25 protein-coding genes and 1 rRNA gene are annotated in these 25,569 nt (G+C 59.3%); 11 read left to right on the top strand and 15 right to left on the bottom strand.

Features of this window, described 5'->3' with window-relative positions; translation table 11 throughout:
• Window positions 1-83 (top strand): 5S ribosomal RNA (rrf, locus tag ASG35_RS32625); the annotation flags it as partial.
• Between the two features lie 196 nt (window positions 84-279).
• Complete coding sequence (locus tag ASG35_RS13320; protein ID WP_056357695.1) at window positions 280-1,893, top strand: NAD(P)/FAD-dependent oxidoreductase; 1,614 nt, start codon at window positions 280-282, stop codon at window positions 1,891-1,893.
• A 1-nt stretch (window position 1,894) separates the two neighbouring features.
• Here the strand turns inward: ASG35_RS13320 and ASG35_RS13315 are convergent, their stop codons facing one another.
• Together ASG35_RS13315 and ASG35_RS13310 are read right to left on the bottom strand one after the other, a co-directional pair.
• A complete protein-coding gene (locus ASG35_RS13315) occupies window positions 1,895-3,010 on the bottom strand; it encodes a D-mannonate oxidoreductase (RefSeq protein WP_056357691.1) in 1,116 nt (371 codons plus the stop codon).
• Between the two features lie 8 nt (window positions 3,011-3,018).
• A complete protein-coding gene (locus ASG35_RS13310; RefSeq protein WP_056357688.1) occupies window positions 3,019-4,041 on the bottom strand; it encodes a zinc-binding alcohol dehydrogenase family protein in 1,023 nt (340 codons plus the stop codon).
• Window positions 4,042-4,212: 171 nt separating this feature from the next.
• Here ASG35_RS13310 and ASG35_RS13305 point away from each other — a divergent pair, with 171 nt between their 5' ends.
• Window positions 4,213-4,920 (top strand): FadR/GntR family transcriptional regulator, encoded by a 708-nt coding sequence (locus tag ASG35_RS13305; protein WP_156393142.1) that lies wholly within the window; start codon window positions 4,213-4,215, stop codon window positions 4,918-4,920.
• Window positions 4,921-4,985: 65 nt separating this feature from the next.
• Here ASG35_RS13305 and ASG35_RS13300 read toward each other — a convergent pair whose 3' ends face one another.
• Entirely contained in the window at window positions 4,986-5,306 is a 321-nt protein-coding gene (locus tag ASG35_RS13300; RefSeq protein WP_056357682.1) for a hypothetical protein, read from the bottom strand.
• Window positions 5,307-5,675: 369 nt separating this feature from the next.
• Between ASG35_RS13300 and ASG35_RS13295 the strand changes: the two genes are divergently transcribed.
• Entirely contained in the window at window positions 5,676-6,581 is a 906-nt protein-coding gene (locus tag ASG35_RS13295) for a class I SAM-dependent methyltransferase (RefSeq protein ID WP_082508369.1), read from the top strand.
• Here the strand turns inward: ASG35_RS13295 and ASG35_RS13290 are convergent.
• Complete coding sequence (locus ASG35_RS13290; RefSeq protein WP_056357679.1) at window positions 6,571-7,125, bottom strand: DUF1415 domain-containing protein; 555 nt, start codon at window positions 7,123-7,125, stop codon at window positions 6,571-6,573. The two genes, ASG35_RS13295 and ASG35_RS13290, sit on opposite strands and share 11 nt — an antisense overlap.
• On the bottom strand, window positions 7,122-7,802 hold the full coding sequence (locus ASG35_RS13285) for a TetR/AcrR family transcriptional regulator (RefSeq protein WP_056357676.1): 681 nt from the start codon (window positions 7,800-7,802) through the stop codon (window positions 7,122-7,124). Before ASG35_RS13285 ends, ASG35_RS13290 begins: the two co-directional genes overlap by 4 nt.
• A 97-nt stretch (window positions 7,803-7,899) precedes the next feature.
• Here ASG35_RS13285 and ASG35_RS13280 point away from each other — a divergent pair, with 97 nt between their 5' ends.
• Complete coding sequence (locus ASG35_RS13280) at window positions 7,900-9,183, top strand: MFS transporter (RefSeq protein WP_056357673.1); 1,284 nt, start codon at window positions 7,900-7,902, stop codon at window positions 9,181-9,183.
• Window positions 9,184-9,312: 129 nt separating this feature from the next.
• A complete protein-coding gene (locus tag ASG35_RS13275; RefSeq protein ID WP_056357670.1) occupies window positions 9,313-9,909 on the top strand; it encodes a nitroreductase family protein in 597 nt (198 codons plus the stop codon).
• 41 nt (window positions 9,910-9,950) lie between these two features.
• On the opposite strand, the gene ASG35_RS13270 is transcribed toward ASG35_RS13275, so the two are convergent.
• Window positions 9,951-11,429 (bottom strand): MFS transporter, encoded by a 1,479-nt coding sequence (locus tag ASG35_RS13270; protein WP_056357667.1) that lies wholly within the window; start codon window positions 11,427-11,429, stop codon window positions 9,951-9,953.
• A gap of 196 nt (window positions 11,430-11,625) precedes the next feature.
• Here ASG35_RS13270 and ASG35_RS13265 point away from each other — a divergent pair, with 196 nt between their 5' ends.
• The gene (locus ASG35_RS13265; RefSeq protein ID WP_056357666.1) at window positions 11,626-12,876 is read left to right on the top strand and encodes an Hsp70 family protein; all 1,251 of its coding nucleotides are present in this window, start codon (window positions 11,626-11,628) and stop codon (window positions 12,874-12,876) included.
• A 134-nt stretch (window positions 12,877-13,010) separates the two neighbouring features.
• Here ASG35_RS13265 and ASG35_RS13260 read toward each other — a convergent pair whose 3' ends face one another.
• Window positions 13,011-13,214, bottom strand: a complete 204-nt coding sequence (locus ASG35_RS13260; RefSeq protein ID WP_056357663.1) for a cold-shock protein — start codon at window positions 13,212-13,214, stop codon at window positions 13,011-13,013.
• Window positions 13,215-13,667: 453 nt separating this feature from the next.
• Here ASG35_RS13260 and ASG35_RS13255 point away from each other — a divergent pair, with 453 nt between their 5' ends.
• Complete coding sequence (locus tag ASG35_RS13255) at window positions 13,668-15,260, top strand: APC family permease (RefSeq protein WP_056357660.1); 1,593 nt, start codon at window positions 13,668-13,670, stop codon at window positions 15,258-15,260.
• A 93-nt stretch (window positions 15,261-15,353) separates the two neighbouring features.
• Here the strand turns inward: ASG35_RS13255 and ASG35_RS13250 are convergent, their stop codons facing one another.
• The 7 genes from ASG35_RS13250 to ASG35_RS13220 form a co-directional block, all read right to left on the bottom strand.
• Entirely contained in the window at window positions 15,354-16,139 is a 786-nt protein-coding gene (locus tag ASG35_RS13250) for a DODA-type extradiol aromatic ring-opening family dioxygenase (protein ID WP_056357657.1), read from the bottom strand.
• Window positions 16,140-16,236: 97 nt separating this feature from the next.
• Entirely contained in the window at window positions 16,237-16,851 is a 615-nt protein-coding gene (locus ASG35_RS13245; RefSeq protein WP_056357706.1) for a UbiX family flavin prenyltransferase, read from the bottom strand.
• 13 nt (window positions 16,852-16,864) lie between these two features.
• Complete coding sequence (grxD, locus tag ASG35_RS13240; RefSeq protein WP_056357654.1) at window positions 16,865-17,176, bottom strand: Grx4 family monothiol glutaredoxin; 312 nt, start codon at window positions 17,174-17,176, stop codon at window positions 16,865-16,867.
• Window positions 17,177-17,298: 122 nt separating this feature from the next.
• On the bottom strand, window positions 17,299-18,126 hold the full coding sequence (gene prmC / locus ASG35_RS13235) for a peptide chain release factor N(5)-glutamine methyltransferase (RefSeq protein ID WP_056357650.1): 828 nt from the start codon (window positions 18,124-18,126) through the stop codon (window positions 17,299-17,301).
• On the bottom strand, window positions 18,123-19,205 hold the full coding sequence (prfA, locus tag ASG35_RS13230) for a peptide chain release factor 1 (RefSeq protein WP_056357647.1): 1,083 nt from the start codon (window positions 19,203-19,205) through the stop codon (window positions 18,123-18,125). Before prfA ends, prmC begins: the two co-directional genes overlap by 4 nt.
• 96 nt (window positions 19,206-19,301) lie before the next feature.
• The gene (gene hemA, locus ASG35_RS13225; protein WP_056357644.1) at window positions 19,302-20,606 is read right to left on the bottom strand and encodes a glutamyl-tRNA reductase; all 1,305 of its coding nucleotides are present in this window, start codon (window positions 20,604-20,606) and stop codon (window positions 19,302-19,304) included.
• A 53-nt stretch (window positions 20,607-20,659) separates the two neighbouring features.
• The gene (locus ASG35_RS13220) at window positions 20,660-21,421 is read right to left on the bottom strand and encodes a response regulator transcription factor (protein ID WP_056357642.1); all 762 of its coding nucleotides are present in this window, start codon (window positions 21,419-21,421) and stop codon (window positions 20,660-20,662) included.
• A gap of 205 nt (window positions 21,422-21,626) precedes the next feature.
• On the opposite strand from ASG35_RS13220, the gene ASG35_RS13215 reads away from it, so the two are divergent.
• The 3 genes from ASG35_RS13215 (at window position 21,627) to ASG35_RS13205 (ending at window position 24,414) form a co-directional block, all read left to right on the top strand.
• The gene (locus tag ASG35_RS13215; RefSeq protein ID WP_056357639.1) at window positions 21,627-21,890 is read left to right on the top strand and encodes a hypothetical protein; all 264 of its coding nucleotides are present in this window, start codon (window positions 21,627-21,629) and stop codon (window positions 21,888-21,890) included.
• 62 nt (window positions 21,891-21,952) lie between these two features.
• Window positions 21,953-23,773 carry an aminopeptidase P family protein gene (locus ASG35_RS13210; RefSeq protein WP_056357635.1) on the top strand — a complete coding sequence of 607 codons (1,821 nt, stop codon included), beginning with the start codon at window positions 21,953-21,955 and terminating at the stop codon, window positions 23,771-23,773.
• A gap of 17 nt (window positions 23,774-23,790) precedes the next feature.
• Window positions 23,791-24,414 carry an HAD family hydrolase gene (locus ASG35_RS13205; RefSeq protein WP_056357632.1) on the top strand — a complete coding sequence of 208 codons (624 nt, stop codon included), beginning with the start codon at window positions 23,791-23,793 and terminating at the stop codon, window positions 24,412-24,414.
• Here the strand turns inward: ASG35_RS13205 and ASG35_RS13200 are convergent, their stop codons facing one another.
• Entirely contained in the window at window positions 24,415-25,533 is a 1,119-nt protein-coding gene (locus ASG35_RS13200) for a DUF748 domain-containing protein (protein WP_056357629.1), read from the bottom strand.
• Window positions 25,534-25,569 lie beyond the last annotated feature (36 nt).

Here is a 25,569-nt window from a genome sequence, read left to right as displayed (position 1 = left end):
CTTCCCATCCCGAACAGGACCGTGAAACGACTCCACGCCAATGATAGTGCGGATACCCGTGTGAAAGTAGGTAATCGTCAGGCTCCCCCATTCCTCTGCATTCCATCGCAGTCGCTCAAAACCCCACCCGAAAAGTGGGGTTTTTTGCGTTTACGGGCTTATCCACTGCCTTGCCCCGACGCATAGAAGTCCATTCGCGTCGACTCCCCCAACATCAACACGCTAAAATAGCGCTTTGGCCCGTAGTTCTAGGCGTCTGCAGAAAACAATCAGGTCCCCATGTTACGTTTAAGCGAAATCAAGCTTCCGCTTGAGCATTCGGAAAGCGAGCTCGAGTCAGCTATTCGCTCACGCCTCGCGCTTATTCACGTTCCGTCCGATGGACTCATCCGCTATACGGTGTTTCGTCGAGCGCACGATGCCCGGAAGCGCTCCGATATCAAGCTGACGTATATCGTCGATGTGGAAGTTAAGGACGAAGCGGCGGCGCTCCCTCATCTCGACGATCAGCCGCATTGTTCCATCACGCCCGATATGGCCTACAAGTTCGTGGCGAAAGCGCCCGAACAAACGACATCTCCGAGACCGGTTGTGATTGGCATGGGTCCATGCGGTTTGTTCGCCGGGCTCATTCTTGCGCAGATGGGATTTCGGCCAATCATTCTCGAACGGGGAAAGGCGGTTCGCGAACGGACCAAGGACACGTGGGGTCTGTGGCGCAAGAACGTGCTGAATCCGGAATCGAACGTCCAATTCGGCGAGGGCGGCGCCGGTACTTTTTCCGACGGCAAGCTATATAGCCAGATCAAAGATCCCAAGCATTACGGGCGCAAGGTTCTTGATGAATTTGTGCTCGCCGGCGCGCCGGAAGACATTCTCTACTTGAGTCGACCACATATCGGTACGTTCAGGCTGGTCGGGATGGTCGAGAAAATGCGCGCGACGATTCATCAGCTCGGCGGGGAAGTACGGTTCGACACCCGAGTCGAAGATATCGAGATCGACAACGGAAAGATTCGCGGTCTAACGCTTTCGAATGGCGAAACGCTGCGTTGCGATCACGTGGTGTTGTCGGTGGGACATAGCGCGCGGGATACGTTCGAGATGTTGCATCGGCGGGGCGTCTATATGGAAGCGAAGCCGTTTTCGCTCGGGTTTCGGATTGAACATCCGCAAGGGTTGATCGATCGGAGCCGGTTCGGGAAGTTCGCCGGACACAAGCTGTTGGGCGCGGCGGACTATAAGGTCGTTCATCACTGCAGCAACGGTCGCGCGGTCTATAGCTTTTGCATGTGTCCCGGAGGGACGGTCGTGGCCGCGGCATCGGAGCCGGGCCGAGTCGTCACGAACGGTATGAGCCAGTATTCGCGAAATGAGCGAAACGCGAACGCGGGGATCGTCGTCGGGATTACGCCGGAAGATTTCCCCGGCGGTCCGCTTGCGGGTATCGCGTTTCAGCGGCAATGGGAAGAACGCGCATTCGAACTCGGCGGCGGCGATTATTCAGCGCCGGCGCAGTTGGTTGGCGATTTCATTGCGCGGCGGGCATCGACGGAACTGGGTTCAGTCGAGCCTTCGTATAAACCGGGCGTGCGCATGACCGATTTGAGTAGCGCGCTACCCGAATATGTAATCGAAGCGATTCGCGAAGCGTTGCCGCAAATCGATAAGAAAATTCCCGGCTTTGCGATGCACGACGCTGTGCTGACTGGCGTGGAGACGCGGACTTCATCGCCAATACGCGTGCGCCGGAAGGACAATTATCAAAGCATGAATGTCGATGGGCTGTACCCCGCGGGCGAAGGTGCGGGCTACGCCGGTGGCATTTATTCGGCGGCGATCGATGGGATCGAAGTGGCCGAAGCGCTCGCGCTGGACATGATGGCGAAGTAAATCAGTGCAGCGCGGCTACCAGCCGTTTCTGGGCGATCTCCAAACCCAGTTCGCGCGCGAGATCGATTACCGGTTTGAATCGACGTTGCTTTTTTTCCTCGTGATTACGCGCGATATCCGCTAGCCGATGATCGAGAAACGGATTCTCGAACCGATTGCGGACGTCGACAAGATAGGCGCGCGCGGCTTCGTGCTTGCCTAAAGCGTCGAACACGGGCAGCACCTCGTCGTGCCATACCGACTCCAGTATCTCGCGCCACGCTTCGTTGCGCATCGCATCCAGGACATTCGCGCCGGCAGATTGATCGGTGAGCCAGAGTTCGGCGAGCATCGTATGACCGAGATTCAGCAGAAAAAGCTTCAGGCGCTCGTAGTGGGCGAGGTCATCGGTGACGACAATGTCTTCGTGCTCGCACGGCAAAACCATGTTCGCCTGGCGCTCGATCGCCCAAAGCGCGTAAAGCTCGGCGATCGCGCCAACCGGATGAATCGGCTCCGAAACGATTCGGTCGACAAGCGAATTCACCCAGACGCAATCGTGCTCGAGATAACGAATGAACGCGTCGTCGGCGTGCCATTGATTCGCGATGCTAAGGACCGCGTCTCGCAAGGTATCGCCATTGTGCGAAACCAGTTCGCACGGCAACAGCGTGATCGGCTCAGCGGCCGCGCTAAACCTGTCATGCAGCAACGCAGCGAGTTTCGCTGGAAACCCGCGTGGCACGGATGTTCCGTTGAATCCTCTGGCGATGTCTTCACTGAAGGAAACGTAACCCGTATCACCCGTATTCGACACGATGACCTTCACGTCCCGCCGGATGCGCTCGCGAAGCGTGGGCCAGTCATCGGCTGCATTCAATGCTTCGGTGATCGCGTTGCATTGGACGATTTCATCGATGGTCGCATCGCCTTTCTTTCCACGAATTCGCACCGGATAGACGCTCGATGAACGCAACGCGTCGATCCGCACCCGGCTTTCCGCGCTCGACGTTGTCTGCACGACCGTGATTCGGCCAAGCGCCTTTGAAGGATCGTGCCGCAACGCCTGCGCAACAAACAGATCCACATGCGCCTGAAGGAACCGGCTCGTGCCGAATTGCAGAATGGGATTGCTCATTCGTGCGCTCAACACTCGACCAGCGCCTTGATCACGCCAGCCGATGGATCCAGCAGCTTGGAGAATTCATTCGGCAAGTTGCCAAGTTGCAGCGTGTGCGTGTTGAGCGCTGTGGTGGGAATCAGGCCGGCGCGCATCGCGGTGAGGACGGTTTCGAAGTCATCGGGCGTCGCGTTGCGGCTTGCAAGCAAGGTGGTTTCACGCTTGTGGAATTCGGGATCGGCGAATGAAATGCGATCGCGGACAATCGATATCAACACGTACTTGCCGCCGTGCGCGACGAATTCCAGGCCGCGTTCCATGGCTTTGACGTTGCCGGTGGCATCGAAGACGATATCGAAAAACTCATGATCCGTGATTTCGGCAAGTTGCTTGGCGTCGGTCGCGGCGTCGGTGGTATCGAGACGCACGATGTGATCGGCGTTCAATTGCGTCTCGCAGAACTTGAGGCGATCTTCCCGGCTATCGAGCACCGTGACTTCCGCGCCGCGCAACTTGGCGAAAATCATCGCTGCCATGCCGATGGGACCCGCGCCGACCACGAGCGCGCGCTGCTTTGGCTGTACATCGGCGCGTGCGACGGCGTGCGCGCCGATCGCGAGGAATTCGATCATCGCGGCTTGATCGAGCGTGACGCCATCGGCTTTGAACACGAAGGCTTGCGGCACGGCGAGTTGCTCGACCAGACCGCCGTCGGTATGCACGCCCAAAACGCGAATGTTCATGCAGCAATTCGGTTTTTTCGCACGGCACGCAATGCATTTCCCGCACGCGAGGTAAGGCATCACGTAGACCTGATCGCCTTTTGCAACCCGCGCGCCTGCCGGCGCTGATTCGACGATTCCCGATAATTCATGTCCCATCACGCGCGGATAGGCGAGAAACGGCTGATTTCCTGTAAAGATGTGCAGATCCGTACCGCACACGCCGACGCGTTTGATGCGAATCAGGACGTCGTCGGGACCGGGTTCCGGCGCGGGTCGATCGATCAGGACAAGCGAGCCGGGTTGTTCGCAGATGACAGTTTTCATGTGATTGATAGTTTGGCCTTACCAGATTGCATGTTAGGTGCGTAAAAGAGAACTGGTCAAGCCAATTTGCCGCGAATGAGGGTTTGGCCTGACCATGCCGTTGGCAAATGTTTAGAATCCACGCGTTTGGCCGATGAAACCCGGCGCGTGATAATGCAGAAAGGAAACCTTGTGGCTGGCAAACCCATCGAAACGCGCCGTCTCTATCTTCAGATCGCCGACAAATTGCGCGCGCTCATCGACGAAAAGGGCTTTGCGCCGAATGGCCGGCTGCCGTCGGAGCGCGAATTGGCGTTGATGCTTGGCGTGTCGCGTCCTTCCGTGCGAGAAGCGCTCGTTGCGCTGGAACTGGAAGGGCGTGTCGAGATCCGGATGGGATCGGGCGTCTATATTTGCGCGGCGCCGGCGCCTGGTTCCCGTTCAGGCATTCCAGCCGATACCGAACTCGGCGAAAGTCCGCTGGAAATCATGACGGCGCGCATGGTCATAGAAGGGGCGATTGCCGCGAGCGTCGCGGCCTTCGGCAAGCCAAAGGCGCTCAGGGCGTTGCGCGACATCTACGAGGACATGGCAACGCAAGTCGCGCACGGGCAGATTCCGCTTGCAGCGGATCGCGCGTTCCACATGGCCGTGGCGCAAATGTCGGGGAATGATGTACTCGTGCGTACCGTTGCAGGTCTTTTCGACGAACGGCATAGCCCGTTGTCATCAACGTTGCGTGGGCATTTCGAGGGGGAAGAAACGTGGGCAGACGCGCTGAGCGAGCACAAGGAGATACTCGACGCGCTTGAAGCGCGCGATGCGATTCAAGCCCAGGCTGCCATGCAGCGTCATCTGAAAGCGTCTTACGAGCGGCTGATGACACGCCGCAAGCATTGAGAAATTTGCTTCAGACCAGTCGAGCGTCAATCGAGCTGGCCGCAACATCGTAACCACATGCAGGTTCAACCCGGATAAGCCTCATCAACTTTCAAACCCGCGAGCTTGAAGATCACGCGCAATGTCTGCGGTGCGATCTCGCGACGCGAAGCGAGCGTCGTCAGCACGAAATCCATGACCTTGGCGTACTTGAGCATCGTCAGGCATGTTTCCATGTCGGTGGTTCCGTCGCGCATGGCTTCTGCAAGCCGCAGCATTTCGCCGGAAATTTCTCGAGCCATCTCCAGTTCCAGTTGCTGCTTTTCGCTCCATTCCGGCAAAGCGGTGAGCTTGGCGAGCATGTCCTGAAACTGCCGTTCGGCTTTACTGTCTCGGATTGGGTCCATTGCCGTCCTCATTTCGTTCGCGTGTTCCTCAGGGAACGCGCCTAAAGTGCGTGGGTGTTACGTAACAGGCAGCGCATGATTACGACCGGTCAATCGCGCTCGCCTTGGCTACAGGCTTGTTGTTCAATCTGTTTTGCGGCTTTGTGCCGCTGTTGCGTTCGTTCGTCCCGTTGGTTTTCCCGTTCTAAATGCACGAAATGTTCCATCTGAAATTGGCGCTCTCGATTCGCTTACCAATTCCTGACGCTGCGTTGTGCGGGAGCGTCTTTGCGCTTTTGGGTAAACTTGCGCATTTGCACCGATACATCCAGCGGTTAGCGCACACTTCAAGCTAAATCCTTCCGCAAAAATTCCTACGGTATCCAGACGATGGCCAAGAAGTCCCGGGCGTTGAACGCGCCTATTGCATCATCGGATTCGTCCGATAAAAAACCGGAGGCCAGCTCGACGGGCGACAAGCACGACATTCGTCCCGGGCAATCCATCGAGCTTTTGAAGGAACTGCACATCCTTACTCGCGACGGCAAGATGAATCAAGACAGCCGCCGCAAGCTGAAACAGGTCTATCACCTGTTTCAATTCATCGAGCCGTTGCTTGCGGAAATTCATGCAAAGCAGAGTTCGGTGACGCTGGTCGATCATGGCGCAGGCAAGTCCTACCTTGGCTTCATTCTCTACGATCTCTACTTCAAAGCTCTGCGCGATCGGTCACATATCTATGGAATTGAGACGCGCCCGGAACTGGTTGAAAAATCGGAGGAATTGGCCGCGCGACTGGGCTTCGAGGGGATGTCGTTTCTGAATTTGTCGGTGGCTGAATCGACCACATCGGATCGCTTGCCGGAAACGGTGGACGTCGTCACGGCCTTGCATGCGTGCAATACCGCAACCGACGACGCCATTCATTTCGCCCTGCAGAAAAGGGCGAAGACCATTGTGGTCGTGCCGTGTTGCCAGGCAGAAGTGGCCGCCGTTCTGCGCAAGAACAAGGGCCATTCGTTATCGAAGAATGTACTGACGGAAATGTGGCGGCATCCGCTGCATACACGCGAATTCGGCAGCCAGATCACGAACGTGTTGCGATGCCTGCAACTGGAATCGCACGGTTATCAGGTCAGCGTGACGGAGCTCGTTGGCTGGGAACACTCGATGAAAAACGAGTTGATCATCGCGCAATTCAAGGACTTGCCGCGCGGAAAACCCGCGCAACGTTTGTCCGATGTACTCGAAACGCTCGGCCTTGCAGAGATGCGCGAGCGCTTCTTTACGACTTGATATCGATCTCGCGTTTCATCTGTTCTTGCCATCCCGAACGGCCTAGACGACGCAGCGTTGCCATGTTTCGTTCGTAGATATCGGCGGCGTCCGGGAAGGCATCCACCGCGCGTTCTATGCTGGCTTCGCGCAGCAAATGGAAGATCGGATAGGGCGCGCGGTTCGTGAAGTTTTCGATGTCGTCGGGACCGGCGTCATCGAATTGATAATCCGGATGGAAACTCGCGATCTGCAATTCGCCTTGGAGCCGGAGTTGCTTGAGCAGCGTATCGGCGAAATGAAGCGCGTCGTTGTACTCGGCGAAATCGGACAGCGCGTGAGGAACGATCAACAAGGTTGTATCGGTCTGTTCCGGATCGGAATCGGCAAGATATTTGAGCTCGGTTTCCAGATCGGCCAGCACGTTTTCGAACGTACGCGCCTCGCTTACCGTGTAGCGAATCTGCTCCTTCACGTACACCGCTTTGGCAAACGGGCACAAATTCAGCCCGATAACCGCGCGCGTCAGCCAGTGCCGCGTTGCATCGATAATTTCTTCGTTCATGCTTCGACCTTGCTTCCAGCGCACGCGCCGCGCACGAGCATCTCGGCCGTCATGGGCGCGCTGCGCATCGCGCCGCAGCCGGGGCCGAAAGTCTGACTCGACGCGTAGATTCCCTCGACTAATAACGCGAGCGAATCGGCAAGCAACTGAGGGTCGGCTGCGCCCGCTTCCTCCGACAATTCCAGCAATCGTCCAATTAGATAAGCCTTGTTGCGCGCCACCGATACCCGCGCCGGATGTTCCCGGTCCGCGAATTCGCACGCGACGTTCACGAACGGGCAGCCGCGATAATCTGGCCGAGATGCGCGTCCGACAAGATCCACGATGCTCTGCACGAGCCCTTTCGCGGGATCGCCAGGGTGCTTCGCGATGCTTTCCTCCACGCGTCCCCTGAACCGCTCGTCCATGCGCGTGAGGTACGCGACCACGAGATCGTCCTTCGATGAAAACTGCCGGTACACGCTCATCTTGTTCACGCCGGCGCGTTCCACCACGGCGTCCACGCTGATCGCGCGAATGCCGTCGCGATAAAAAAGCCGTTCCGCGGCGTCGAGCAACTGCTCCTGCGCGGTCGCTCCGTCCATATGCCGGCGAACGGGTTTTTTATCGGCGATAGTGTTTCCAGTCGATGCTCGTACCACAGCGATATCCTCTGAATCCGAAGGGATTCTTGACATGTTACCGAGCAGTCACTAAGCTCGCAACCTCAATGTGACTGATCGGTAACGTAGACGCCGGCGCCACGCAAAAATTGATGAAAAACCGGAGCGAAGCATGAATTGGGCAGCAAGGCGGCTTTCCGGCCGCATGCATTACGCGTGGATATCGGTGGGCGTGGTCTTTCTTGTGCTGCTTGCCGCGGCCGGCACGCGTGCGACGCCGAGCGTCATGATGTTGCCGCTCGAGCAGCAATTCGGCTGGAGCCGCGCCACGATTTCGCTGGCAATATCGATCAATCTCGCGCTTTATGGGCTGACCGGACCGTTCGCCGCGGCCGCCATGCAGCGCTTCGGCGTTCGGCCGACCGTGCTGGTCGCGCTTGCCACTTTGGCGACGGGCGTGGCGTTGTCGTCGCTGATGACAGCGCCCTGGCAAATGGTCCTCGTCTGGGGCGTGCTGGTCGGTGGCGCGACCGGCGTTGCAGCGATGACGCTGGCGGCTACGGTCGTGAACCGCTGGTTCACCACGCATCGCGGTCTGGCGATGGGCGTTCTCACCGCCAGCTCGGCGACGGGCCAACTCGTATTCCTGCCGGTGCTTGCGGCGATTGCCGAACATTTCGGCTGGCGGCCCGTCGTGCTGGTCGTGGCCGCTGCGGCCGCGATCATGTTGCCGCTGGTTGCATGGCTGCTGCCGGAACGTCCGTCGGACCTGGTGCTGCGTCCATTTGGCGAACCCGCCGATGCCCCTCCGCCCGTTCCCATCGCGCAGAAAAACCCGATCACGCTCGCATTCGGCACGCTCGGGATGGCAAGCAAGACGCGCGATTTCTGGTTGTTGGCCGGGAGCTTTTTCATTTGCGGCGCGAGCACGAACGGGTACATAGGAACGCACCTGATCGCGATGTGCGCCGATCACGGCATGAGCGAAGTGCAGGGCGCGGGCCTCCTTGCTGCCATGGGCATCTTCGATCTGTTCGGCACGACGCTTTCCGGCTGGCTGTCGGACCGTTTCAACGCCCGCGTGCTGCTGTTCTGGTATTACGGTTTGCGCGGCTTGTCGCTGATGTTCTTGCCGCAGGCGTTTGGCATCGATTTTTATGGCTTGCCGATTTTCGCGGTGTTCTACGGGCTCGACTGGGTTGCAACCGTTCCGCCCACCGTCAAGCTCGCCACCGATGTGTACGGGAAGGAATCGGCGCCGATCGTGTTCGGCTGGGTGGTCGCGGCGCATCAGCTCGGCGCGGCGTTCGCGGCGCTCGGCGGCGGCATGTTGCGCGCGAGCCTTGGAACGTACACGGTCGCCACGATGATTTCGGGCAGCCTGTGTATTGTCGCTGCAGTGATGGTCTTGCGGATCAACAAGGCGTCGCGGCGGGTGCAGGCGGTCGCGACGTAAGCCAGCGATCCAAAATAACGGCAGTCTTCGTGCTGCAGCACGGGTTCGCGGCCTTGGTTATCCTATTGCGGTTGCGGCGCACGTTTAAAGTGTGCCGCTCGTACTGACCAACCCGAATCAGGATCGCCCATGACAGAAAAAGTTGCGCCGACCGAAGTTGTCATCGACCCGTTGCTCGCCGGTCGATGGAGCCCGCGGGCCATATCGAACAAAGCGGTGAGCCGCGAGCAGTTGCATAGCGTTCTAGAAGCCGCGCGCTGGGCGCCATCGTCCTACAACATGCAGCCGTGGCGTTTCGTGCTGTTCGATCGTAACCACGACCAGGCCGCGTTCGATAAAGCATTCGCCACGCTCGTGCCGTTCAACCAGGGCTGGAACGCCAACGTGCCGGTGCTAATCTGCGTGCTGGCGCAGACGCTGACGGCGAAGGGCGACGTGAACCGCACGGCGCCGTACGACGCTGGCGCGGCTGCATTTTCGCTGGTGTTGCAGGCGCACTCGCTGGGATTGGCGGCGCATCAAATGAGCGGTTTCGATACCACCGCGTTCCGCAATACCTTCTCGCCGCCGGACGACGTCGAAGTCATCGCCATGATTTCGCTCGGCCATCCGGGCGATCCGGCCACGCTCGACGACGCCTTGCGCGAACGTGAACTCGGACCGCGCGCACGCGTGGCGATCGGTGAAATTGCATTCGATGGCGCCTGGGGCAACGCGTTCAAGTAAGCAGCAGCGTGTTTCCCTCGGCAATCCGCGCCGAGGGAACCTCACTCTTCCGCCGATGACAACGGCCGCGCCACGTCCTCCAGCGACTTGCGCTCGGCCGATACGCCCCAGATCCCCGCAACGACCGCTGCGAGCACCATCAGCGCAGAACCGATCAGATAGCCCGTGAACACGGCGCCGCGCTGATGGGTATCGATAAGCCGCCCGAACAGCGCAGGCCCGGCAATGCCGCCCAGCGCCGTCCCAAACGCGTAAAAAATGGCGATGGCGAGCGCCCGTATCTCCAGCGGAAAAGTTTCGCTGACGGTGAGATAAGCCGAACTCGCCGCCGACGACGCGAAGAAGAAGATCACCATCCACGAGATGGTTTGCGTCGTGCTCGTCAACATGCCTTGCTCGAACATGTAGCCGCTGATGGTCAGCAGGACGCCCGATATGCCGTAGGTGAAGGCGATCATCTTGCGGCGGCCGAGGACATCGAAGAGCCGGCCGAGCACGAGCGGCCCGAGGAAATTGCCCGCGGCGAACGGCAACACGTACCAGCCGATGTGATCCCCCGGCACATGATAGAAATCCGTCAGCACCAGCGCATAAGTGAAAAATATCGCGTTGTAGAAAAACGCCTGCGCGGTCATCAGCGTCAGGCCCACCAGCGAACGGCGCCGATGAGAATAAAACAGCGAATGGAACACTTCGCTCAGCTTCGTATGGTCGCGGGCGTGAAGGCGCAACGGCTTGACGGGATTGGAAGGCAGCGTCACGCCGTGCTTGCGAAACTGCGCTTCAATGCCTTCCACGATCTCCTTCGCCTCATCCACGCGGTTATGCGTGATCAGCCAACGCGGACTTTCCGGCACCCACATGCGCATGAACAGAATTGCGAGCCCTAGAATTGCGCCGATAAGAAAGCACGCCCGCCAGCCGTAATCCGGCGGCAGCAGGCCGGGATCGAGCAGCACGATGGACCCGGCCGCGCCCAATGCCGCGCCGACCCAGAACGTGCCGTTGATCGCGAGATCGGTCCAGCCGCGCACGCGGGCGGGCGTGAATTCCTGAATCGTGGAGTTGATGGCGGTGTATTCGCCGCCAATGCCCGCGCCGGTAAGGAAGCGGAAGAGGACGAAGCTGGCGAGATCCCATGAGAACGCGGTCGCCGCGGTCGCCGCCACGTACAGAAACAAGGTGATGAAAAAGAGTTTTCGGCGCCCGAGCCTGTCCGTCAGCCATCCAAAACCGAGTGCTCCGACCACCGCGCCGGCAATGTAGGCGCTGCCGGCAATACCGACATCGGCGTTTGAAAACTTCAGAACGTGGCTTGCCTTGAGCGCGCTCGCCACCGCGCCCGCGAGCGTCACTTCCAGCCCGTCGAGCAACCAGGTGATGCCGAGCGCCGCCACGATCAGCGTATGAAAGCGTCCCCACGGTAACCTGTCGAGCCGGCCGGGGAGATCCGTCTCGATGATCTTCGCGGCTGTTTTGTCGTCCTGGTCGAGCTCGGAGGTTACGGTCGTGTCGTTCATGCATTTTGCCGAGAGCTTGTGGAAATCCGGCGAGATGCACGCCGGTAGGGTACTAATTACCGGGTTTTCGAGCAAAAACCGTACCGTCGCCCATGTTTTTGATCGCAGGTTGAAGTGCAGCGCGTTACGTGCTAAAAACGCGCTCCACTTTTTGTTTGCGATGCTCAGCGGGGTTCACGCTGCCGTCGCTCACCTCATGACTTATTGCGCGATCGATTTCGGCACGTCGAACTCCGCGGTCGCATTGCCCGACGGGGCATCGATCCGGCTTGCTCCGGTCGAAGGCAACGCCACGACGCTGCCGACCGCTGTCTTTTTCAACACGGACGAGGACGAGCAGGCCTACGGGCGCGCGGCGCTCGAGGCGTATATCGACGGCTTCGACGGCCGTTTGATGCGCTCCATGAAAAGTATTCTCGGCTCGCCGCTGGCCGAAACCAGCACGGACCTCGGCGACGGTTCGGCGATCCGCTACGTCGACGTCATTACGCTGTTCCTTCAGCATTTAAAACAGAAAGCGCAAGCCGTTTCGAGCACGCCGATCACGCGCGCGGTGCTGGGACGCCCGGTATTTTTCGTCGATGACGATTCGCGCGCCGATCAACTCGCGCAGAACCAGTTGCAGGCCGCGGCGCAAGCAATCGGCCTGACGGACATCCACTTTCAATACGAGCCGATTGCGGCTGCTTTCGATTACGAAGCCACGCTCACGAAGGAAGCGCTGGTTCTCGTCGCGGATATCGGTGGCGGTACATCGGACTTTTCGCTCGTGCGTGTCGGACCGGAGCGTGCCGAAAAATTGTCGCGTAAAGACGACGTGCTCGCGCACTACGGCGTCCACGTTGCAGGCACGGACTTCGACCGGCGCGTCGAACTCGCGACCATCCTTCGCGAACTCGGTTATCAATCCATCGCGCCGGAAGGCCGCGAGGTGCCGAACCGCGTCTATTTCGATCTCGCCACGTGGCACCTGATCAACACCGTTTATGCGCCCAAGCGCGTGGGCGAACTGCAGCTGATGCGCCACCTCTACAGCGACCAGCGCCACCACGATCGGCTGATGCGTGTTGTCGACCGCCGGCTTGGTCACGCGCTGGCGTCGCACGCGGAAGCCGCGAAGATCGATGTGGCCGCCGGCGGGGAGACGTCCATCGGCATGGAAGAGGTGGAAGAGGCGCTGCGCATCGGCTTCACGGCGCAGCAACTCGTCGATGCCGGCCTGGAAGAGACGCGCCGGATTGCCCAGGCCGCCGAGGAAACCGTGCGTCGCGCGGGCGTTGCCCCAGCCGATATCAGCGCGGTCTATTTCACGGGCGGTTCCACGGGCCTCAGCTTTCTGTCTCAATCGATATCAAGCGCCTTTCCTGCGGCTGAAGCGGTATTTGGCGATCGGCTTGCGAGCGTTGCGACGGGCCTCGGAATTTACGCTCGGCGGTTATTTGGTTAATCGGTATTAATTGCTAAAACGAGATTTGATCGGATTTAAAGTTGATTCTCGTTGTGCTGAGATAAACCCGTGACGTTAAAAGAAAAACCCCGCGAAAGCGGGGTTTTTCTTTCAACGAATCAAGCGGACTAAACTCAGGCCGGCTTGATGTTTGCAGCTTGTTTGCCCTTCGGGCCAGTCTTCACTTCAAAGCTAACCTTTTGGTTTTCCTGAAGCGACTTGAAGCCTTCCGTGCGAATTTCGGAGAAATGTGCGAACAGATCTTCGCCGCCGCCGTCCGGCGTGATGAAGCCAAAGCCCTTTGCGTCATTGAACCACTTGACGGTACCGGTTTCCATGTTACGTGTTCCTAAAGATGTCGAATAAGGCCGAAGCCCGGATGTGCATGAAAATCAAGGAAGGGGCAATGGGACCAACCGGAGTACCGTAATGGGCGAACTACGAAAGACCAATTCACTCGCCGCTTGAAATCCTGCAAGAAGGTTTATACGGCGAATCAAACACAAGGTCAAATAATAACCAAGCGGGATTTGGGGTTTTTGTGAGTGCTCTTTCCGAAGTGTGAACACGCAATTTTCGGACATCGAATGGAGATCTTACAAATCTTTCAAATTCTGATGTTTGCCGGTGCGTGCACATTTCATGTGGCATTAGAAAAGCTCATACAACATAACGCGTCCGCAGCCGTTAAACTACGCGCCACGCTGGTGCGGAACCCTGGATTGAACTGATCAACACGTTCATATGAACCGCATCGGCCGATTGGAAGTTTGCTGACTCAAGGAGACGGAGTGAAAAGTTCTATTCAACGGAACATCGGCCCGGTAGCGTTGCTGCTGACGGGTCTGGGTTCCATCATCGGTTCCGGCTGGTTGTTCGGCGCCTGGAAGGCGGCCAAGATTGCGGGACCGGCAGCAATTGTGGCGTGGGTTATCGGTGCGCTCGTGATACTCGCCATTGCGCTCACCTATGCGGAACTCGGCGCAATGTTCCCTGAGTCGGGCGGCATGGTTCGATACGCGCGCTATTCACATGGCGCGCTGGTCGGATTCGTAAGCGCATGGGCGAACTGGATTGCGATTGTTTCGGTTATTCCCATTGAAGCCGAGGCATCGATTCAATACATGAGTACGTGGCCTTATGCCTGGGCGCATGCGCTTTATGTCGATGAATCACTCACGCCTATAGGATTGGGTTTATCGGCGTTACTCGTCATTGTTTACTTCCTGCTGAATTATTGGGGCGTCAAGTTGTTCGCGCGCGCGAATTCATTGATTACCGTTTTTAAATTCATTATTCCTGGCGCTACGATCCTGGGATTGATGCTGACAGGTTTTCACGCGGAAAACTTTGGCACGACATCGAGTTTTGCGCCTTATGGTTGGTCGGCAGTATTAACGGCTGTTGCAACCAGCGGAATCGTATTTAGTTTTAACGGATTTCAGAGTCCGGTTAATCTGGCCGGGGAAGCACGTAATCCATCGAAGAGCATTCCATTTGCGGTAATCGGTTCGATTCTCCTTGCTTTGGTTATTTATGTGCTGTTGCAAGTCGCATATATCGGTGCGGTAAGTCCCGGCGACGTCTTGAAGGGCTGGAGTCATTTCAACTTCGCATCGCCGTTTGCGGAACTCGCTTTAGCGCTGAACTTGAACTGGCTGGCATTCCTGCTTTACGTCGATGCATTCGTCAGTCCCAGCGGCACGGGCACCACTTACATGGCGACCACCTCCCGTATGATCTATGCAATGGAGCGCAACAACACCTTGCCGAAGTTCCTCGGCAGCGTGCATCCGCTTTATGGCGTGCCGCGTCCGGCGATGTTCTTCAACCTGATCGTCGCGTTCATCTTCATGTTCTTCTTCCGCGGCTGGAGTTCGCTCGCGGCGGTGATTTCGGTGGCAACGGTCATCTCCTACCTCACCGGTCCAGTGAGCCTGATGGCGTTGCGTCGGGCGGCGACGGATTTGCATCGGCCATTGACGATTCCGGGCATGGTCATCATTGCGCCGTTCGCGTTCGTGTGTGCGTCGGAAGTTCTGTATTGGGCCAAATGGCCGCTGACCGGCGAAATCATTGTGTTGATGGTCGTCGCGTTGCCGGTTTATTTCTACTACCAAGCTAAAACCGGCTTCGGTACGTGGGGAAATGACCTGAAGGCATCGTGGTGGCTAGTCGCTTATTTGCCTTCCATGGCCGTTTTGTCGCTGATCGGCAGCAAGGAATTTGGCGGCCGTGGATTATTGCCATACGGCTGGGATATGGCGATCGTTGCCGTGTTGGCGCTCGCCTTTTATTACTGGGGCGTGCATACCGGCTACAGAACGCAATATCTGGAAGAACGCGAAAGCCACGATGAGATTCTCGAAGGCATCGGTCATTGAAAATGATGGGTCGATTTGCCTGAAATAAAAAAACCCGCCGGAAGTCTCGGCGGGTTTATAGCTTATGCGGCAAGTTGACGGATTTTGTGTAAATCAGGTGCTGCTGAAAACATAATTCGTCATAGCCAGCGTCTTTTGAAATGTGCCGAGCGACTGAATATCCAGCTCAAAATCATCGCCCGCGGCCCCTAACGCGCCGAAAATAGGCAGCAGATGTTCATCGGTTGGATGCATCAACACTGCGTGCGGCGCCTGTTTTCTGTAATCCAGCAACGCGGCAATATCCCGGTTTGCCATCTTCTCCTCGAACCAATTCGTGAATTCAGTCACGCGTGGATCTCCGTCTTCCGGTCGCGCGCCGAAATCGGCCGTGCGCAGGTTGTGCGTGATCTGGCCCGAGCCCACGATCATCACGCCATCGTTGCGGAGCGACTGCAGCGCCTGGCCCACGCGATAATGATGGGCAGGATCGAGATGCGGCTGTATCGATAATTGTGCGACAGGAATTGCGGCCTCTGGATACATCAGCAACAGCGGCACCCATGCGCCGTGATCCAGTCCGTGGTCCGTGATTGCCGATGTTATGCCGGCTTCCGTCAAAAGCGTCGCCGCGCGTTTCCCGAGTTCCGGCGCGCCGGGCGCACGATATTGGATCTCGTACAACGCGCGCGGAAAGCCATAAAAATCATGGATGGTTTCCGGTTGCTCGGCAACGCTCGCAACCGGCTGCGCCGTGCCCCAGTGAGCGGAAAGCATGAGGATCGAGCGCGGGCGTTCAAAGCGTGTAGCAAATGACGCGAATTCGGCCGATGGCATCGAAGGATCGATAGGCAGCGTCGGCGCGCCGTGCGAAATAAAAATTGTGGGAAGTCGGGACATGGCAGCAAACCTCTGAATAAGTGGTTGCCACAACTATACGGACGCTCAGCGTGTTGATAAACGGTTGCCGAGGAGATGAATTGTGTCGCGTTTGTTGTTAATGCTCGGCGCCCTTCAATCCCGGCCACGCTGTCGCAATCGATGGCCCGATCGCAAACATATCGATAACCCGTTCCACCGTTTGATCGACCATTTCATTGATAGAACCCGGCCGTTGATAAAACGCCGGCAGCGGCGGGAAGATCACGCCGCCCATTTCCGTGACCGAAGTCATATTGCGTAGATGCGCGAGATTGAACGGCGTTTCGCGAACCATCAGGACGAGACGGCGGCGTTCTTTCAGCACGACGTCGGCGGCGCGAGTAATCAGATTGTCCGATAAACCCAGCGCAATGCTCGCCAGCGTTTTCATGGAGCATGGCGCAACCACCATGCCATCGGTCGCGAACGATCCGGAGGCAATGCTCGCGCCGACATCGCGCACGTTATGCACGACATCCGCAAGCGCGTGGACGGTGGTTTTATCGAAATCCAGCTCGTGCTGGATGTTGAGCCAGCCCGCACTGGATATCAGCAGATGCGTTTCCACGCCACCAAGGCGGCGCAGCGTTTCGAGGAGCCGGACGCCGTAGATGGAACCCGTCGCACCGGTGATCGCGACAATCAACCGTCGCGGCGCGGGAGCGGCAGGGAAAGAACGGTCGGCGGCCAAGCTCGCGTCGGACTCAGGCAGCGGCAAACAATTGCTGCAATTCGCCCGATTCGTACATTTCCATCATGATGTCCGATCCGCCGATGAACTCGCCCTTCACGTAAAGCTGCGGAATGGTCGGCCAGTTGGAGAATTCCTTGATGCCCTGGCGCACGCCTTCGTCTTCGAGGACATTGACCGTTTTCAGCTCGGTCACGCCGCAAGCCTTCAGAACCTGGATGGCGCGGCCGGAAAAACCGCACATCGGGAATTGCGCCGTGCCTTTCATGAACAGCACGACCGGTGCTTCATCGACGATTTGCTTGATGCGTTCTTGCGTATCCATGGTCTATCCTGCGATGCGTTGTAATGCGGGTTGATTGGGGTCGAGCGGCGCGGGATTTCACACGCCAACGTGCCTGAAATGATAGCGGATTTCTATCGACGCAGCTTGAGCGCTCCCGGAAGTCATGCCGTGAACACTCCGCCGCTGGCGCGTTCTATTCCGGCGAGATCGCGTTCCGAACGTACGTTGGAAAAGCCGCGCGCGGTCAGCAGCGCGCGAACTTCCGCCGCCTGGTCGTAGCCGTGTTCAAGCCAGAGAGAACCGTTCGCGGCGAGAAAAAACGGCGCCGTCTGGATGATCGTGCGGATTGCATTGAGCCCGTCGGCTTCGTCGGTGAGGGCGAAGCGCGGTTCGAAACGCAGATCGCCTTCGGACAGATGGGGATCGTGTTGCGCGATATAGGGCGGATTGCTCACGATCACCTCGAACCGCAGCGCCGGATCGAGCGCGTCAGTCCAGTTGCTTTGAAGCAGGTTCAGCGTCTGGCCGCCGCCGAGCAATTTCGATGCATTTCGAGCCGCCACCGCTAGCGCTTCCGCCGATTGATCGACGGCCCAGACCTTGGCATCGACGCGAGACGAAGCGATCGCCACGGCAATTGCGCCACTGCCCGTGCCGAGATCGAGTACGCGCGGCTTTTCGATTCCCTCGATTTTCGTCAGCGCAATCTCGACCAGCAATTCGGTTTCCGGGCGGGGAATCAGCACATCGGGCGTAACATCGAACGACAACCCAAAAAACTCGCGCGTTCCGACAAGTTGCGCGATCGGCTCGCCGTTCAAGCGCCGTTGCGCAAGCGCTTCGAACTGGCCTACGCTTTCCGCATGCAACGCTTCTTCGTCGCGCGTGATCAACTCCGTGCGACGCCAGCCGAGTACGTGCTCGAGCAGGATCCGTGCTTCGAGCGCTGGCAAGGCCGATGCACGCAATAACCCGGCAGCGGTCGTCATTCCGCGTCGCCCAACGCGGCCAGCAACTCGGCTTGATGCTCGCTGACGAGCGCGGCCACGAGTTCATCGATATCGCCATCCATGATCGCGTCGAGCTTGTAAAGCGTCAGATTGATCCGATGATCCGTCATCCGCCCTTGCGGGAAGTTGTACGTCCGGATTCGCTCGGAGCGGTCGCCCGAACCAATCAGACTCTTGCGCGTGGCGGCTTCCTTCGCGTGCTGCTCGTGATACTGCTTGTCCATGATCCGCGCGGCGAGCACTTTCAACGCGCGATCCTTGTTCTTGTGCTGCGAGCGGTCGTCCTGGCATTCCACGACAATTCCCGTCGGCAAATGCGTCACGCGCACGGCCGAATCGGTCTTGTTGATGTGCTGGCCGCCCGCGCCCGAAGCGCGGAAGGTGTCGATGCGCAAATCCGCGGGATTGATCACCACTTCGCCAATTTCATCGGCTTCCGGCATCACTGCAACCGTGCACGCCGACGTGTGAATGCGTCCTTGCGTTTCGGTCGCCGGAACCCGCTGCACGCGATGCCCGCCGGACTCGAATTTCAGCTTCGAATACACGTTGAGGCCCGCGATCCGCACGATCACTTCCTTATAACCGCCCAGATCCGACGCGCTTTCCGACATCATCTCGACCGTCCAGCGATTGCGCTCGGCGTATCGCAGATACATGCGCAGCAGGTCGCCGGCAAACAGCGCCGATTCGTCGCCGCCCGTGCCCGCGCGGATTTCGATGAAGATATTGCGGTCGTCGTTCGGATCTTTTGGCAGCAACATGGCTTGCAGATCGCGTTCTATCGAAGCCATCCGCTCGCGCGCCTCGCCGATTTCCTCTTCGGCGAAGTCGCGCATGGAGGGATCGGCGAGCAATTCCTGCGCGGTGAGTTCGTCGTTGGAAGCCTGGCGCCACAACGCGTATTGCTCCACGACGGGGCCAATCTCCGCGTTTTCCTTCGTGATCTTCCGATACTGATCCATATCGGCCGTCACGTCTTCGCGGCTCATCAGGTCATTGAGTTCGGCCAGCCGGGTAGTGAGCTGGTCGAGCTTGCTTTGCATGCTCGTTTTCATGGGATGCTGGAGCGAGGCTCCGGAGAAGACTGCGATCAGGAAAGCGGCCGCGAGAGGAGCGAGCAGCGGCGCTGCTGAAGAAGCGGAATAGGGGCGCTAGTTTTCCGAAGGATCGTTCGATCCCGCCGGATGGCCGTGTTTGTACAGTCCGCCCATCAATTCGATGAGCTGGTCGCGATTCTCATGGCTGGCACGACTGAGCGCGTGCGTGGGACCATGGATCAGCTTGTTCGTAAGCGATTGCGACAGCGCTTCGAGCACCGCCGCCGGATCTTCGCCGCGCGCAAGCATCTTGCGCGCACGCTCGACTTCGGCGCGACGCAATGCGTCGGCTTGCGTGTGCATGTGACGGATCACCGGCACGATGCTGCGTGCGTCGAGCCATTGCATGAAATTCTGCACGCGTGTGTCGATGATCGATTCTGCTTGCGCCACCGCCGCCTGACGCGACGCACTGCCTTCGCGCACGATCGCGCCGAGGTCGTCGACGGTGTAGAGAAACACGTCCTGCAATTCACCCGCTTCAGGTTCGATGTCGCGCGGCACGGCAAGATCGACCATGAAAATTGGCCGATGGCGGCGCGCTTTCACGGCGCGCTCGACCGCGCCCAGCCCGATGATTGGCAGCGTGGAAGCCGTGCACGACACGATGATGTCGAACTCGTGCATGCGCGCGGGGAGTTCGGAGAGGGGAATCGAGCGGCCGTTGAAACGATCCGCGAGTTTCTCGCCACGTTCGGCGGTACGGTTCGCGACCACAAGTTCACGCGGCTTTTGTGCGGCGAAATGCGTGGCGCATAACTCGATCATTTCGCCCGCGCCAATGAACAAGACGCGCTGGCCCGAAATATTTTCGAAGATACGCTGCGCGAGACGCACGGCGGCGGCGGCCATGGAAACCGATTGCGCGCCGATTTCGGTTGTCGTGCGCACTTCCTTGGCAACAGCAAATGTGCGCTGGAACAACTGATTCAGATATGTACCCAGCGCGCCGGCTTCCGAAGCCGTGCGCACGGCATCCTTCATCTGTCCGACGATCTGCGTCTCGCCGAGCACCATGGAATCAAGCCCCGAGGCGACCCGGAACGCGTGCCGCACGGCTTCGGATTGCGGCAACGCGTAGACGTGCGGCGCAAGCTCGGAGACCGGCAGATTGTGGTACTTCGAAAGCCAGTGAACGGCGGCGTCGCGCGCGGCTTTGTCGTTCGTTGCGCAATACAGCTCCGTGCGGTTGCACGTTGACAGAATCGCCGCTTCCGGCGCCGCCTTGCCCGTGGAGCCCAGCCACAGGTCTTTCAAGGCGCCGAGAGCCGGCTTGATCTGTTCGAGCGGAAACGCCACGCGTTCGCGCAGGGCGACAGGCGCAGTGTGGTGGTTGATTCCGATCGCGAGGAGCTGCATGTTGTGGGCCTGAGCTGATGGCCTTTTAAGAATGCCTTGGAATGAGCCCGATATTATAGCCTTTCACGAATTTCTTCAGTCCCTACCGGCGACTTCCCGGCGTAACCCATGCCTGATAAGCCTCCGGGCATATGGGCGTCTTCAATCCGGTCCAGCTGGTAGCCATAGCCGTAAAGCGGCGTCAGCCGATAGCCGTTTTCGGGGCGGAGGTTCAATTTCGAACGCAGGCGCGATGCGTGGGTATCGAGTGTGCGCGACGCCATGTCGCTGCCTCGCGGCCATACGACTTCCATGATGTGCGCCCGTGAGACGGCGCGCGACAGGTTCGTGAACAACAGCCGCGCGAAGCGAAATTCCTTCGGCGTGAGCAACACGCGCTTGTCGGCGAAACTCACGCTCAGCTCAGACGAATTAAAGCGATAGTCGCCGAAATGCTCCGCTGCGGGCGTGCGCACCATGCTGCGCCGCGCCAGCACTTCAACGCGGGCGGCGAGTTCGTCGAAGCGCACTGGTTTCGATACACAATCGTCCGCTCCGGCCTTCAGGCAAGCGACCACGTCGGCCTCGTTCTGGCTGGCCGCCATCAGCACGATGGGAAGCTGGGGCGCCATATGCCGTACGCGTTCGATGATTTCCGCGCCGATCATGTCGCGCGTTTCATTGGCCGCGATCAACAGATCGAACGTGTCGTGACGCATACGGTCGAGCAGCGCCGGCGGAGTCGGGAAGAAATGGCAGAAATGGCCGTCCAGGACGAGAGTCCGACGGATGAGTGCGGCGTGCTGGACGTCCGCGTCGATGATGGCGATTCGCATGATTTCTTACGCTGCCGCGCGCGCTCAAGTGGGGAAACTGGCTGGCGTGGCGTGCGCTTGCCATCGCCATTCCAGGCCCCTAAACTCAACCGCTGCGCTGCGAGCGCCTTTCCAGACCTTCTAATAACACGGGATTGAAAATGCTAGTTCACCCTTTCGATTCGACACATAGGTTTAGTCTGAATTCGCCCGGAACGGATTTGTGATGGGGTGGGTTGGCATCGTTTTTCTCGGGTTTGTGGTTGGCTTGGCGGCCTGGTGGCTGCATCCGTTGCGCCGGTCGGGCGCGAAACGCACGGGCGGTTTCTGGCTGGCTTTGGTCGCAGCCATCGTCGGAGCGGTTATCGCGAAAATGCTGGGCAATCTCACCGGCGCTTTCCACGATGGCGATTCGCTCGAGTGGCTGGCCTGCGTGCTCGTCGCGCTGGCAGCCGTGACAATCGCGGTTGGACTGGCGGCGCGGCGCTAAGGCGCTCCGCTGAACGCGCGCCACCGAGCGCGCGTGACTAAACAAATTCTGCAGGTGACCTCATGAACGATCGACTGAATTCCCCCGATGCACAGACCTTCGCCCGCCGAATCGAGCTGCTGCGGGGCGTCATGGCGCGGGAAGCGCTGGCTGCCGTGCTGGTGCCAACGTCGGATCCGCACATCTCGGAATACCTGCCCGAGCGCTGGCAGGCGCGGCAGTGGCTGTCGGGATTCACCGGCTCGGCTGGAACGCTGGTCGTGACGCGCGATTTCGCTGGCGTCTGGGCCGATAGCCGCTACTGGACGCAAGCCGAAGCGCAGCTCGCCGGAACCGGCATCAAGCTCATGAAGATGATGGCCGGCCAGCAGTCGGCGCCGCACGTCGACTGGCTCGCCGAGAATGTCGCGGCGGGCGATACGGTTTCCGTCGATGGCACCGTGCTCGGCGTGGCCGCCGCGCGCACGCTCAAGGACGCACTGACCGCGCGCGGGATTGTGTTGCGCACGGATCTCGATCTGCTCGATGCCGTCTGGCCGGAGCGGCCGGGCCTGCCGTCGGATAGCGTTTATGAACACGTCGCGCCTCAGTCGAGCGTCACGCGAGCCGACAAATTAGCTGATGTTCGCCGCGTGATGCGCGAGAAAGGCGCGCAATGGCATTTCATCTCCACGCTCGACGACCTCGCGTGGCTCTTCAATCTGCGCGGCTCGGATGTCACCTACAACCCCGTGTTCGTCGCGCACGCGTTGATCGGGCTGGACGACGCGGCAGTGTTCGTTGGCGATGGAAAAATCCCTGACGGACTCAGAGCGTCGCTGCTGAAAGACAACGTGTACGTCGAGCCGTACGCCAAGACCGGCTACGCGCTCGCGGCGTTGCCAAAGGGTTCCGCGTTGCTCGTCGATCCGCGCCGCGTCACGTTCGGCTCGCTGGAAAAAGTGCCGGCGAAGGTGAAGATCGTGGAATCGGTGAATCCGTCGACGTTCGCCAAATCACGCAAGACAGCAGCGGACGCCGCCAACATTCGCGCGACCATGGAGCACGACGGCGCGGCGCTTGCCGAGTTCTTCGCGTGGTTCGAGGACGCGCTTGGGCGCGAAACGATCACGGAATTGACCATCGACGAAAAACTGACGGCCGCGCGCGCTCGCCGGCCGGGTTTCGTGACGCTGAGTTTTGCGACCATCGCCGGGTTCAACGCGAACGGCGCAATGCCGCACTACCGCGCCACCGACGGTTCGCATTCGGTGATCGAAGGCAACGGTCTGCTGCTGATCGATTCGGGCGGCCAGTATCTGAGCGGCACGACGGACATTACGCGCGTGGTGCCGATCGGTACGATCACCGCCGAGCACAAACGCGATTTCACGGTCGTGCTGAAGGGGACGATCGCGTTGTCACGCGCGCGTTTTCCGCGCGGCATCCGTTCGCCGATGCTCGATGCCATCGCCCGCGCGCCGATCTGGGAAGCGGGCGCGGACTACGGACATGGAACGGGGCACGGCGTTGGCTACTTCCTGAACGTGCACGAAGGCCCGCAGGTGATCTCGCACTACGCGCCGGCTGAGCCGTTCACGGCCATGGAAGAAGGCATGATCACGTCCATCGAGCCGGGGCTTTACCGGCCAGGGAAGTGGGGCATTCGCATCGAAAACCTCGTGATGAACGAAGCCGCGGGGAAGACCGAATTCGGCGATTTCCTCAAGTTCGAAACGCTGACTTTGTGCCCGATCGACACACGCTGCATCGACCTGAGTTTGCTGCGCGACGACGAACGCACGTGGCTCAACGAATATCATGCGACGGTCCTTGAACGCGTCTCGCCGCACGTCTCGGGCGCGGCGAAAACGTGGCTCGAAAAGCGCACGCAGGCAATCTGAAACCGGAGCAATAACGCATGGCGATCAAGGCAGTGGTGTTCGATTTCGGCGGCGTGCTGATCGACTGGAATCCCGAGTATGTGTACAGCCGACTGATTCCGGACGCGGTCGAGCGGCGCTGGTTCATGGACAACGTCGTGCATATGGACTGGGTGCTGCAGCAGGACGCAGGGCAGACTATCGCCGATGGCAACGCCGAATTGATCGCGAAGTTTCCCGAGCACGAAGCGCTGATCCGCGCGTTTTACGAACGCTGGCAGGAGATGGTGGCGGGCGTACTGGAAGATGGCGTGGCGCTGGTCGACAAGCTCGAAGCGGCCGGTATTCCGCTGTTCGGGCTGACAAACTGGTCAGCGGAAACTTTCCCGTGGGCCTGGGAGCGTTTTCCGGTGCTGCAGCGTTTTCGTGAAGTGGTTGTGTCGGGACGCGTGCTGGTCGCCAAACCCGATCCGGCGATTTTTGCGTTGATGTGGACAGAAATCGACCGGCATTTTCCGGGTATTCAGCCGCAGGAAGTTGTTTTCATCGACGATAACGCCAGGAACATCGCGGCCGCGAATGCGCTCGGCTGGAACGCCGTGCATCACACGAACAGAGAGCAGACCGAAGCGCGTTTGAGAGCGCTCGGCTTGCCGGTCTGATCATTTCGAGAACAGATTCTTCAGCGTGTCACCAATGCTCTTGACCACGCCGCCAGCGTTCTTGGCGGCGCCTTCCGCGTTCACGCCGAGTGCTTTCGCGAACCCGACGGCAAGTTTCTTCAACAGGCTTTCATTGAGCGAAAACTTCGGATCGCGAAGGTTTCCATCGAGTTCGAAATCGAGCTTGATCTGGTCGTGATTCTTCAATGCGACAACCGCGATCTTGGTCGGAATGGAGAGAAACGTGTCGAGCGGGTTGCCGTTATCCGACAACTGCAAGTGATTCAGCAGCACGGATCCCGGCGCGTGGATCGTGTAGTTTTGTACCGTGGCGTCGAGCGTGAGATCAAGCGTGCCGCCAGTCACGGTCGTACGCGCGCCGGCCTTCTTGAGCAAATAGGGATCGAGCGTGGCGATATCGACGTTGCGCAGCGTGGTGTGCGTTTGCGAATCCTTGTTCGCGATTTTCATCCAGCCATTGAACGCGACCGTGCCCGTGTGCGACGGCCCTTTGATCGAGCCCGTCATGTCGAGTTTGGTCGGGTCAGTCAGCGCGGGAAGATGTAAATTGTCGACGGTCGCGCGCGCGTTCGAAATCAGTATCCGATACGGCGGTTGCTGCACGGATGCATCGAAGAATTCCATGGCGCCGCGTTCGAACGAAACATGATCGATCAGCCGCGCTTCCCGCGCGTGCTCGGCGGCCGTGGTCGAGCTGGCTTGCGCCTCGCGCGTGGATTGCTTGAGATTGGGGAGCAGGTCGACACGGCCATCGGGGAAACGCGCCACCGAGAGATAAAAGCCATCCACCGTAATGTTTTGCAGATGCAGCGTGCTGGTCAACACGGAGCGCATATCGACATGAATCGTCACGCGTTCGGCGCGCAAGGCATCGTCCGTTGGCCAGCCTTGCGGACCCCGCAAGCGCACGCGGCTCAACGTGATCCGGGAATAACCAACGTCCACGTCTTCAACCGAACCGAGCGGCCCGAGCGCTTCGACCACCCGCGCTTTCATCTCGTGCATGACGTACAGCCAGCCGCCGCCCGCTGCGAGCAACAGAACCACGACCACCGCGCCCGCCCACAGCATCAAGCGCTGCGCCTTCGAACCCGCCATCCCGATGTCTCCAAATCAAGCCGCGCACGGGCGGCG

The sequence above is a fragment of the Burkholderia sp. Leaf177 genome, assembly GCF_001424345.1.
In the GTDB taxonomy this organism is placed as follows: Bacteria; Pseudomonadota; Gammaproteobacteria; order Burkholderiales; family Burkholderiaceae; genus Caballeronia.
Note: the sequence above shows the minus strand (reverse complement) of the source record. Positions and strands in the feature narration are given on the sequence as shown.

Bases quoted from the DNA above. Each gene is read 5' to 3' on its own strand.
- ASG35_RS13280 (WP_056357673.1), top strand. From the start codon at position 7,900: ATGAATTGGGCAGCAAGGCGGCTTTCCGGCCGCATGCATTACGCGTGG.
- ASG35_RS13290 (WP_056357679.1), bottom strand. From the start codon at position 7,125: ATGAACGAAGAAATTATCGATGCAACGCGGCACTGGCTGACGCGCGCG.
- ASG35_RS13295 (WP_082508369.1), top strand. From the start codon at position 5,676: ATGGCCAAGAAGTCCCGGGCGTTGAACGCGCCTATTGCATCATCGGAT.
- ASG35_RS13310 (WP_056357688.1), bottom strand. From the start codon at position 4,041: ATGAAAACTGTCATCTGCGAACAACCCGGCTCGCTTGTCCTGATCGAT.
- ASG35_RS13205 (WP_056357632.1), top strand. From the start codon at position 23,791: ATGGCGATCAAGGCAGTGGTGTTCGATTTCGGCGGCGTGCTGATCGAC.
- ASG35_RS13315 (WP_056357691.1), bottom strand. From the start codon at position 3,010: ATGAGCAATCCCATTCTGCAATTCGGCACGAGCCGGTTCCTTCAGGCG.
- ASG35_RS13285 (WP_056357676.1), bottom strand. From the start codon at position 7,802: ATGTCAAGAATCCCTTCGGATTCAGAGGATATCGCTGTGGTACGAGCA.
- prmC (WP_056357650.1), bottom strand. From the start codon at position 18,126: ATGACGACCGCTGCCGGGTTATTGCGTGCATCGGCCTTGCCAGCGCTC.
- ASG35_RS13260 (WP_056357663.1), bottom strand. From the start codon at position 13,214: ATGGAAACCGGTACCGTCAAGTGGTTCAATGACGCAAAGGGCTTTGGC.
- ASG35_RS13320 (WP_056357695.1), top strand. From the start codon at position 280: ATGTTACGTTTAAGCGAAATCAAGCTTCCGCTTGAGCATTCGGAAAGC.
- ASG35_RS13200 (WP_056357629.1), bottom strand. From the start codon at position 25,533: ATGGCGGGTTCGAAGGCGCAGCGCTTGATGCTGTGGGCGGGCGCGGTG.
- ASG35_RS13210 (WP_056357635.1), top strand. From the start codon at position 21,953: ATGAACGATCGACTGAATTCCCCCGATGCACAGACCTTCGCCCGCCGA.
- ASG35_RS13220 (WP_056357642.1), bottom strand. From the start codon at position 21,421: ATGCGAATCGCCATCATCGACGCGGACGTCCAGCACGCCGCACTCATC.
- ASG35_RS13275 (WP_056357670.1), top strand. From the start codon at position 9,313: ATGACAGAAAAAGTTGCGCCGACCGAAGTTGTCATCGACCCGTTGCTC.
- prfA (WP_056357647.1), bottom strand. From the start codon at position 19,205: ATGAAAACGAGCATGCAAAGCAAGCTCGACCAGCTCACTACCCGGCTG.
- grxD (WP_056357654.1), bottom strand. From the start codon at position 17,176: ATGGATACGCAAGAACGCATCAAGCAAATCGTCGATGAAGCACCGGTC.
- ASG35_RS13300 (WP_056357682.1), bottom strand. From the start codon at position 5,306: ATGGACCCAATCCGAGACAGTAAAGCCGAACGGCAGTTTCAGGACATG.
- hemA (WP_056357644.1), bottom strand. From the start codon at position 20,606: ATGCAGCTCCTCGCGATCGGAATCAACCACCACACTGCGCCTGTCGCC.
- ASG35_RS13270 (WP_056357667.1), bottom strand. From the start codon at position 11,429: ATGAACGACACGACCGTAACCTCCGAGCTCGACCAGGACGACAAAACA.
- ASG35_RS13250 (WP_056357657.1), bottom strand. From the start codon at position 16,139: ATGTCCCGACTTCCCACAATTTTTATTTCGCACGGCGCGCCGACGCTG.
- ASG35_RS13215 (WP_056357639.1), top strand. From the start codon at position 21,627: ATGGGGTGGGTTGGCATCGTTTTTCTCGGGTTTGTGGTTGGCTTGGCG.
- ASG35_RS13265 (WP_056357666.1), top strand. From the start codon at position 11,626: ATGACTTATTGCGCGATCGATTTCGGCACGTCGAACTCCGCGGTCGCA.